This window comes from Nocardia sp. NPDC004123 (assembly GCF_053603795.1).
This window is the reverse complement of the sequence record NZ_JBSGGG010000060.1, coordinates 1-8,407: the sequence shown is the minus strand read 5'-3', so window position 1 is coordinate 8,407 and position 8,407 is coordinate 1. Positions and strand designations below refer to the sequence as shown.

Genomic DNA, 8,407 nt, shown 5'->3' with positions numbered 1-8,407 from the left:
ATCGGAATTGGCTGTGCAGTTCGATCTGTGCCTCGACGAGCGGGCCCGTGACCTCGTCTATCCACCGGAGAACAGTTGGCGGGCACGGCTTTCGCGTCATCCCGTCCCGATCCTGTGGCTTATCGCATTGGTCGGCGTCGGACCGGCGTTGGTCTACCTGTACGGGCAGAGCTTGCAGTTCGGCAGAGGGCGCCCGTCAGGGGCCGTCCACTCGGAGCTCATCCAGGCCTCGAACACTTTCCATCTGATCGCCTGGCCGCTGGCCATCGTGAGCTGGGTCTACCTGTGCCGGCATCTGATCGCGGTGCCCCGCGGCCTGCGCAAGGGCAGACGCTACGACGAGGCGACGCTTGCCCGCGTCCGATCACGCACCCTGTTCTGGGCCGACTTCGACGTGATGTTCACCCTGGTGTTCTGGATGATCGGCGCGGGGGTGTGGGTGGCCCTGCTCGGCGCGATAGCCGCTCGTCCGCCGCGGCTGTTGGCCCATGCGGCGATGCTGGTGCTGGTGTGCGGCGCGATCGCGGTCTCCTACATGTTCTTCCTGCAGGCGTTCTACATCGTCCGCTGCGTCTACCCGATCTACCTGCGCCACGGGCACACGACCGTTCGCGATGCCGTCCACCTCCGGGCACTGCACCGACGAAGCACGGTCTACCTCGGCATCGCCGCATCGGTGCCCCTGGTCGCCGTGCTCACCGGATTCCTCTACCTCGAGCCGGACGAGCGCGTCCGCATCACGAATTCGGTGCTGTGGTTGTGCGGGATCACCGGGCTCGCGTTCGTGGCCACCTATTGGCTGTTCCGAAAACTGGACGCGGACCTGCGCGCCCTCGAATGGGTCGTCGAGAAGCGATCGGGTGTCGAGATCGCATGAGCACTCCGGCGCGGGACGCTAGGAGGCGGCTGCGCCGGCCAAGCCGCGCTCGATCGCCGCGACGATCTGCGGGTGTAGCGTGGCCGCGGCGATGATCGAATGCACCGAACCGACCTCGCGCGCACGCTCGCCGTGTCGATCACCGCCCGCGACCAGTCGATCAAGCCTTGGCTGCCCAGCTCATCGAGCACCGCGCGATGTAGACGCCGCAGCCCGGCCTTGGTCCACACGATGAGCGGCCCAGGAGCCACGAACTGCACAGGCCGTCATATCTACGACAGACCGCCGCCGGTCTGCACCGGGTCGCCGTAGCTACGCCCAACCGGTTTGCTCAGGTGCCCGGCGACGACCTGGCCAGGATTGGTTGCGGCGAACGGTGGTTGCCTGGTCAGCAGCGCGGACAATTTTCAGGCCAGCGAATACTGGTCGGAGCTGGGCCGGGCTCGCCGTCTACGGGCGGTGACCGCGGCAGCGATCAGGTCGGCGTGCGCTCGATCAATGCGGTGAGTGCGGCGCGTAGGTCGGGGCGGGCTGCGCCGGAATACAGTTCGGCGAGTGCGATCTCGGCCACCATGGCGATGACCAGCAGCGCCACCGCGGGCGGGGCCGCCCAGCCCAGTTGTTCGATATCGGGCACGATCGCCGCGGCGACCAGCTGATTGCGGGCGGTCACCTCGTCGAGCAGATCTGCCTCGGTGCGAGACTGGGCGAGAAAGGCTTTGGTGCCCCGGGTGGCCAGGCAGGCGTCGAGGTAGGCGGCCAGACCGGCGCGCAGTCGCTCGCGGCCGGGCGTGAGGTCGCCGATGGCGGCGAGGACGAGACCGGTCAGCTCGTCGTGATACCGGCGGTGCAGGGCGACGACATAGCTGCGTCGATCCGGAAAGTGATGGTAGAAGGTGCCTTTCGCCATGCCTGCGGCCTGGACCACGGCATTGACCGACAGTCCGGCCAGGCCGGTGCGCGCGGCGACTTCCGCCCCGGCGTCGAGGAGGGCGTTGCGGCCCGGTTCCGCGGGTCGGGGCATGGCCGGAATCCTTTCCTGCGCTGTGTCTTCCCTCCGAGGGTACACAGCGGCTAGCCTATGACCGACCGGTCGGTCATGCGCGGCGCGTAGGGGGCATCGCGAGGCCGACCGGCACGAATCCCCGGGAGTACCCATGCGATCGGCCACCCGCTGCGTCACCGCCGCCGTCCTGTTCGCCGCCGCGCTCGCCGGACACCCGGCCGCGGCCGACGAGCCGGATCCTTCCTACAGCTACTTCGGCGGACTGGCGGCCGAACTCACCGCGCCCGGGCAGGCGCCGCCCGGCGCGAACGACTGGTCCTGCAAGCCCGCTGCCGCGCACCCGAATCCGGTGGTATTGCTGCACGGGCTGTCCAATGACACCGTCACCTGGAACACCCTGTCCGCGGTCCTCACGAACGCCGGCTACTGCGTGTTCACCACGACCTACGGCACCGGCGCGCTCGGCCCGGTCATGGGCGCCATCACGCCGGTCGAGACCAGCGCCCAGCAGATCTCCGACTTCATCGACCGCGTGCGCGCCGAAACCGGCTCGGACAAGGTCGATCTCGTGGGTCATTCGATGGGCGGCGCGGTGCCGTTCTACGCCCTGAACCACCTCGGCGCCATCCCGAAGATCGACCACTACGTGGCGCTGGCCGCGCCGCTGCACGGCTCCACGGTCAGCGGCCTCGCGAACCTGCAGCCGCTGCTCGAATCCACCGCGCCCGGAGCGGAACTGGCCGCACAGTGCGGGCCGTGCCAGCTCTCGCCCGGCTCGAAGGTCGCCATCGACCTGAACGCGGACCCGGCTCTCGCACCGGACATCCGGTTCACCACCGTGGTCTCCCGCTACGACGAGATCGCCACCCCCTGGACCACCGGCCTGCTGGACGGACCCAATGTCGACGACGTGGTGCTGCAGGACCTCTGCCCGACCGACTACACCGAGCACTACGAGCTGCCCGCGGATCCGGTCACTGCGCGCGTGGTCCTCAATGCCCTCGACCCCGCGCACGCCACACCCGTCTCCTGCACGGTCGTCCTGCCTTTCGCAGGACCGCTAGGTCGATAGCAATCCAACAGTCGAGCCGCCTGCCGCCCATCCCAGCCCTGACATCCGCACCCACACGAAGGCCAACGCATGATCGACTGCGAATTCCCCACTCGCACTGAGCAATCCGGGCAAGAAGTGACGGTCGAGGGCACGCTCGCCGCGCTGCGGACGGCTCGGGCACGCGCGCACGGCGAGCTCGAAGCCGCACTGGCGGCCGGACTTACCACCGCCGCTATCGAGGACTGGATTCTCGATCTCGACGACCAGATCACAGTCATCGCCGAGGCGATCGGGAATCTGAAACTGCTTGGGAAGCAGAAGTTCTGCCATTGAACTACAAGGCGAATGGCGTCCTGGGGCCGCAACCTCATGTGGTGTAGGGGTACACCCCATGCCGACAGCCGTTCGGAAAACGATCGATGCAAGCAGTCCGCCGGCCCAGCGGCGTCGAACTATCGCGCGGTCACGTAATCGGTCGAGGGGGAGCGCTGGAGTGCAGATGTTCATCAGCGGGCGGGTCAGCCGCTGCGGCGGTGAGGCCCACGTCGTCGTCGGTGCACACCGGCCGGTCGCCGGGTGCGCCCGCGATGACAAGGTCTGCCGCGTCGAAATTTGCCACGCGGACACCGTCGTGCAGCTACACCCCCGGCCGGGGTCCACCTGGGTGGCACTGGACAACGCGCTGAGTGAGGTCACCCGGCATCTGGGCATCGCCCTGCTGTGGTTGCTCGCACACGTCGCGATCAGGTCTGCGGTGCACGAACCCTAGGCCCGGTCGGGCGGCAGCCGATAACGACGGTGGATTCCATTGCATGCTCGGCGATTTCGGAGAATCGAGCGGCGGCCGGCCGATATGAGGGCCCGAAGACGCTGAGCACGGCGATGATCCGCCCGTCGCAGTCTCGAGCGGGGGCGACCGCGTTCGGCCCGCCCTCCAGCTCCTCCTCACAGGCCGCCTCCGGACCTGTCCGACGAGGAGGGCGCCCCTTACGGGCAAGTTCCAGTCGGACCACAAGCATACGAGTTCGATCCCTAGCATCTGTTCCTCATCGAGAACGAAACTCGTGGGCGATTGCTTTTATCAGGGCCCCTTCGATTGGCCAACTTCGATGAGGTGGCCGTCGGGATCACGGATGTAGGAGCGGAATTCGTGGGGGTGGTCGACTGGTTCGGTCAGAAAATCCGCACCTCGGGCGGTCCATTCGCGCTGCGACTGGTAGATGTCAGCGACGCGGATGTTGAGGAAGGCGCTGACCGTGTCGGGGTCTTGCGGCGTGGTGAGGGTTACGGTCGGTTTGTCCGCTGTCGGACCACCGCCGTCGTTGAGAATCAGCCAAGTGTTGGCCAACTGCAGGATGACGGGGTCACGGTCATGCACAACCTGGGCGCCGAACACAGTCCGGTAGTAGTCGCGCGATCTGTCCTGGTCGGAGACGACGAGGAAATGGGTGACCACGAAACCGTCGCGCGGGGGAAACTCGAACTGTTGTGAAGTAGTCATGGGTGGCCTCCTCTAGCTTGCAGCTCGGGTGCGGTCACAGTCTCGACCGACGCATAGTACCTGACCTAGCTCCAGCATCACTTCGGTTTGTAGTGCCTGTCCTCGCTGGTAGCGAGCGGGTTTTGCCTGGTGTTGATGTCTTCGTTGCCATGTCGACCAGCGGAGCAGCCAGGTGGGGTGCCGCCCGCAACTGGGGCTGGTCGCGATGGCCGGCCGCTGAAACCCAGCAGATCGAACACATACAGGCACGCCGGCACCGCACGGATCAGCGCTGGGCTCGGGCGTGTCACGCCCATGCGGCGCCCGATCCGGGAGAACCGCGGCACCCCGTCGCGGTCCGGGCCACTAGTTCACCGTCGAGGGCGATGTCCCGCCCCGCCGCTAGCGACACCATGGCGTGGGAGATCTCGGGGAAGGCCGCGTTGAGGTAGTTGCCGTTGCGGCTGACCATGTAGCACACGCCGTCGGAAATCCATGCCAGGCAGCGGATTCCGTCGTACTTCCATTCGTAGGCGTACCGGGTGTCGTCGTCGCTCGCTCGGCCCACAGCGCACGGTGTTCCTCCGCGTCCGATGGAAGCCAACACCGCAGCCGGAGTCGCTCGGTCAACAGACTCGCCGCGAACTCCGAGTACGTCTCCACGATCCAAATCTATGCGAGGCGCCACCGGTAGGTCAGCATGTCCGACTGACCGAAATACCCTCGGCCCGTTGACCTTCAGCGCACCGGGCGCCACGCTGCCCGCGATGAGGGCTCTGCGCGGAGCAGGCAGCTTCCCGATATGGGGATGTGGCGGCCAGGACTACGTCATGGTCAACGGCGACGTCGTCGAGTTCCCGAACCCGCAATACCGGTGCCGCCGAAGCGCAAGTAGCGCTACCCGGTGCAACACCGCCGCCAACGCGATCAGGCGAGTAAGAGAGACTTTCTCGCATGAGTCTTGCAACCCATCTGGAGCAGCTCGGCCGCCCGCTGGTCGATGAGCAGCTGGCGCACCCGACCGTGGCGGGGATCGCGAAAGGCGAACTCGCCGAGCCGGTGTTCTGCTCCTGGCTGGAACAGGACTACCTGTTCCTGCTCGACTATGTCCGCGTCTTCTCCCGCCTCGCCTGGCAAGCGCCCGCCGCCCACCTCGGCGACCTGGTCGACCTCGCACACGCCACTTTCCACGACGAAATCTCGCTGCACCGCGGTCTGGCCGCGGAGTTCGGCGCCGACCTCGACGGCGCCGTCAAGGGCGAGCCATGCACGAAATACACTGCGTTCCTGCTGGATTCGGCCGCGAACTACGCCGACGGCCTAGCCGCCCTCTATCCCTGCATGTGGGGCTATTCGACGCTCGGCGCCATCCTCGCACAGAACCCACCCGCCGACCCGCGCTACCAGCGCTGGATCGACACCTACGCCGACCCCGGCTTCGCGGCTCTCACCGCCCGCTGCGCCCAGATGCTCGACGAAGCCGGCGGCGACAACGCGGAGGAGCTGTTCCTGACCGGCATGCGCCACGAACTCGCGTTCTGGGATGTGCCGCTCAGCCGCGGGTGAACCGATAGGCCATATCGGTGAGCGGCCCGACCTCGATCTGAGAGATCCCGTTGATGCCCAGGTCCATTCCTGGAGGTTCCATCTGGTGCGGTGTGTCTCCGCTGATGCGTGAGGCAAGGACGGCACGATGGGCAGCACCCGCCGAGAGGAGCGCATCGTGTTCCAGCAGTTCGTGGTACCCGATGAGGATGAGTTCATCCAGGAACTGGGGATCGAACTCGTGCCAGAGAACTACTGCACCGAGACGGCGAATCACGCCGTTTCGTAACCGAATTCGACACGGACTCACTGGCAGGCAGGCTCGAGATCACGGTGGGCGAGTCTGTGGCGATTCTCGATCAGCTGCTGTTCGTCTGAGCATCTTCGACATGCGAGAGCACCCGGTTTCCTCCATCCTCGACGACCTCCCCACCACCGACTGACTGCTCACCGGTCAACATACGTATCGCTGGTATTCGAGCAGAGCGCTGTAATCGGCCACTTAAGACTGGTGTTAGGGCCGGGTCCCGGCCAGGATTCGGTCCAGGTGCCCGGTGCGATGCTCGGTCAATCGGCTGCCCGCCAGCATGATTCGGTGTGGCTCTCTCATGGCTTGCCTCCCACCGGGTGCCGTGCGGGAGTGGCTGGAAAGGGGTCTGCCCGGCTCGAAGTAGCGGTGCCCTCCTCGCACGGACACCAACCCATTGCGAGGCAGAAAGGGACGCCGGTGACCGTCACCATCGGGATGGATCCACACAAACGCTCGGCCACCATCGAGATCATCGACGCGGCAGGCCATATCCTGGCCGTCGGCAGATACACCACCGACACTGTCGGCTATACCGAAATGCTCACCACTGCACAGCAATTCACTGACAGGGCCTGGGCGGTCGAGGGCTGCAACGGCATCGGCCGCCACCTCGCACACCGCCTGGTCCACGACGGCGAAACCGTAGTCGACGTGCCCGCGAAACTCTCCGCACAGGTGCGGGTCTTCGCCACCGGCAACGGCCGCAAAACCGACCCGGTCGACGCCCACTCGGTCGTTCTGGCCGCCCTGCACGCCCCGAACCTGCGTCGCGTCCAGCTCGATCCGGAACTGGTCGCACTCGGCCTGCTCGCCGACCGACGCGACGAACTCGGCCGCGCCCGCACCCAAACCCTCAACCGCATCCACCGGATCCTGCTCGACCTGATCCCCGGCGGCGCCAAGAAATTCCTGTCCGCACCCCAGGCCCGCGACCTGATCACCGACCTGCGCCCCTGCGATCCGGTCGGGCGGGTCCAGCTGCGGCTGGTCATCGAGCTGATCGAGGAACTCGAAACCATCGACCGCAAAACCAAAACCGCCGACAAAGAACTACGGCAACTCATCCTCGACCGCGGCTCGACCCTCATGGACCTGCACGGCATCGGACCCTCCAGCGCGGCACGGCTTCTGGCCGACACCGGTGATATTCACCGTTTCGCCACCCGCGACCGGTTCGCGTCCTGGAACGGCACCGCGCCCCGGGACGCCTCCTCCGGCGATCAACAACGCCATCGTCTCTCCCGCGCCGGCAACCGCCGAATCAACCGCGTCCTGCACATCATGGCCGTGGTCCAGCTGCGCCGCCCCACCGCCGGGCGCGTCTACTACGACGCCCGCCGAGCGGGCGGGAAGACCTCGATGGAAGCGATGCGCGCACTCAAACGGCGACTCTCCAACACCGTCTACGCGCGGATACTCGACGACCCGCGAAAACGTGAATCAGCAGGCCCGGGAGGGCAATCGGGAACGACTCCTGACTCCAGCGCGACCGGGCTTCAACCCGCACCCGATCCTTCGGACAAGCCACATCCCGGACCCACCAACCAGGCTAACCCCACACCCACATCCCGGTCTTGACATAAAGGGGAGCCAGAAGAGTGCGTTCACCTGACGCGACCTGGCTGGCGGGTGCGGTGCGCAAGTCCGTGCGCTGGTTGTTCAGGTTACGGGGGACCTTCAGCCGGAACAGTGCCCCGAAAAATAGGGGCACATGATTTGAAATGCGAATGCTTCACAGTCGGTAGCCTCGGGGACCTCTACACCTACCCAGTTGGGGGAATTACGTTGTCCAAGTTCGACACTCGAACGAAGCTTCGCGCATCACTCGCCGCCGCTGTGCTTTTCACCGGACTGGCCGCAGCCAAGGGCGCAGCCGTCGCTACACCGATCACCGTTCAACCCGTCGCAACGACCGGGTCTTCGAGCCAGCTCGCGACGGGGTCGTCGGACATAGGGCAGGTGCTCGGCAGGATGGTCAGCGTCTTCCTCGCTTGCGGCCGCCTGGACTTCTGCGGCGTCGCGCACGGATAGTTGAGATTCCCGCTGGAATTCGGCTTCCGATCCTTTTCTCCGTCACCGCAACCTCCCGCAGCGAATTCTCCTGTGGGAGGCCCGCATTCCCGAGAATCAATTCC

The 8,407-nt window shown here is 66.1% G+C and carries 9 protein-coding genes and 1 pseudogene; 7 read left to right on the top strand and 3 right to left on the bottom strand.

Going from position 1 to position 8,407, the window contains the following annotated elements:
* Positions 1 to 877: pseudogene (locus ACWEQQ_RS44820) on the top strand (serine/threonine protein kinase); the annotation flags it as partial.
* 475 nt (positions 878 to 1,352) lie between these two features.
* On the opposite strand, the gene ACWEQQ_RS44815 reads toward ACWEQQ_RS44820, so the two are convergent.
* Entirely contained in the window at positions 1,353 to 1,901 is a 549-nt protein-coding gene (locus tag ACWEQQ_RS44815; RefSeq protein WP_452352539.1) for a TetR/AcrR family transcriptional regulator, read from the bottom strand.
* A 133-nt stretch (positions 1,902 to 2,034) separates the two neighbouring features.
* Between ACWEQQ_RS44815 and ACWEQQ_RS44810 the strand changes: the two genes are divergently transcribed.
* The 3 genes from ACWEQQ_RS44810 (at position 2,035) to ACWEQQ_RS44800 (ending at position 3,706) form a co-directional block, all read left to right on the top strand.
* Entirely contained in the window at positions 2,035 to 2,955 is a 921-nt protein-coding gene (locus ACWEQQ_RS44810; protein ID WP_452352538.1) for an esterase/lipase family protein, read from the top strand.
* Between the two features lie 69 nt (positions 2,956 to 3,024).
* Complete coding sequence (locus tag ACWEQQ_RS44805; protein WP_452352537.1) at positions 3,025 to 3,270, top strand: hypothetical protein; 246 nt, start codon at positions 3,025 to 3,027, stop codon at positions 3,268 to 3,270.
* Between the two features lie 160 nt (positions 3,271 to 3,430).
* Entirely contained in the window at positions 3,431 to 3,706 is a 276-nt protein-coding gene (locus tag ACWEQQ_RS44800; protein WP_452352536.1) for a hypothetical protein, read from the top strand.
* Positions 3,707 to 4,018: 312 nt separating this feature from the next.
* Here ACWEQQ_RS44800 and ACWEQQ_RS44795 read toward each other — a convergent pair whose 3' ends face one another.
* Positions 4,019 to 4,393, bottom strand: coding sequence for a VOC family protein (locus ACWEQQ_RS44795; RefSeq protein WP_452352535.1), 375 nt, complete (start codon positions 4,391 to 4,393; stop codon positions 4,019 to 4,021).
* A gap of 331 nt (positions 4,394 to 4,724) precedes the next feature.
* A complete protein-coding gene (locus ACWEQQ_RS44790; RefSeq protein ID WP_452352534.1) occupies positions 4,725 to 4,985 on the bottom strand; it encodes an ATP-dependent DNA ligase in 261 nt (86 codons plus the stop codon).
* Between the two features lie 386 nt (positions 4,986 to 5,371).
* Between ACWEQQ_RS44790 and ACWEQQ_RS44785 the strand changes: the two genes are divergently transcribed.
* From ACWEQQ_RS44785 to ACWEQQ_RS44775, 3 genes are all read left to right on the top strand, one after another.
* Positions 5,372 to 5,983 (top strand): TenA family protein, encoded by a 612-nt coding sequence (locus ACWEQQ_RS44785; protein ID WP_452352533.1) that lies wholly within the window; start codon positions 5,372 to 5,374, stop codon positions 5,981 to 5,983.
* Positions 5,984 to 6,110: 127 nt separating this feature from the next.
* A complete protein-coding gene (locus ACWEQQ_RS44780; protein WP_452352532.1) occupies positions 6,111 to 6,251 on the top strand; it encodes a hypothetical protein in 141 nt (46 codons plus the stop codon).
* Between the two features lie 438 nt (positions 6,252 to 6,689).
* Entirely contained in the window at positions 6,690 to 7,850 is a 1,161-nt protein-coding gene (locus ACWEQQ_RS44775) for an IS110 family transposase (RefSeq protein ID WP_452352531.1), read from the top strand.
* Positions 7,851 to 8,407: the final 557 nt, after the last annotated feature.

What these genes read in the sequence shown, in the direction of transcription:
- ACWEQQ_RS44815 (WP_452352539.1), bottom strand. Translation starts at nt 1,901, where the DNA reads ATGCCCCGACCCGCGGAACCGGGCCGCAACGCCCTCCTCGACGCCGGG.
- ACWEQQ_RS44810 (WP_452352538.1), top strand. Translation starts at nt 2,035, where the DNA reads ATGCGATCGGCCACCCGCTGCGTCACCGCCGCCGTCCTGTTCGCCGCC.
- ACWEQQ_RS44805 (WP_452352537.1), top strand. Translation starts at nt 3,025, where the DNA reads ATGATCGACTGCGAATTCCCCACTCGCACTGAGCAATCCGGGCAAGAA.
- ACWEQQ_RS44785 (WP_452352533.1), top strand. Translation starts at nt 5,372, where the DNA reads ATGAGTCTTGCAACCCATCTGGAGCAGCTCGGCCGCCCGCTGGTCGAT.
- ACWEQQ_RS44780 (WP_452352532.1), top strand. Translation starts at nt 6,111, where the DNA reads ATGGGCAGCACCCGCCGAGAGGAGCGCATCGTGTTCCAGCAGTTCGTG.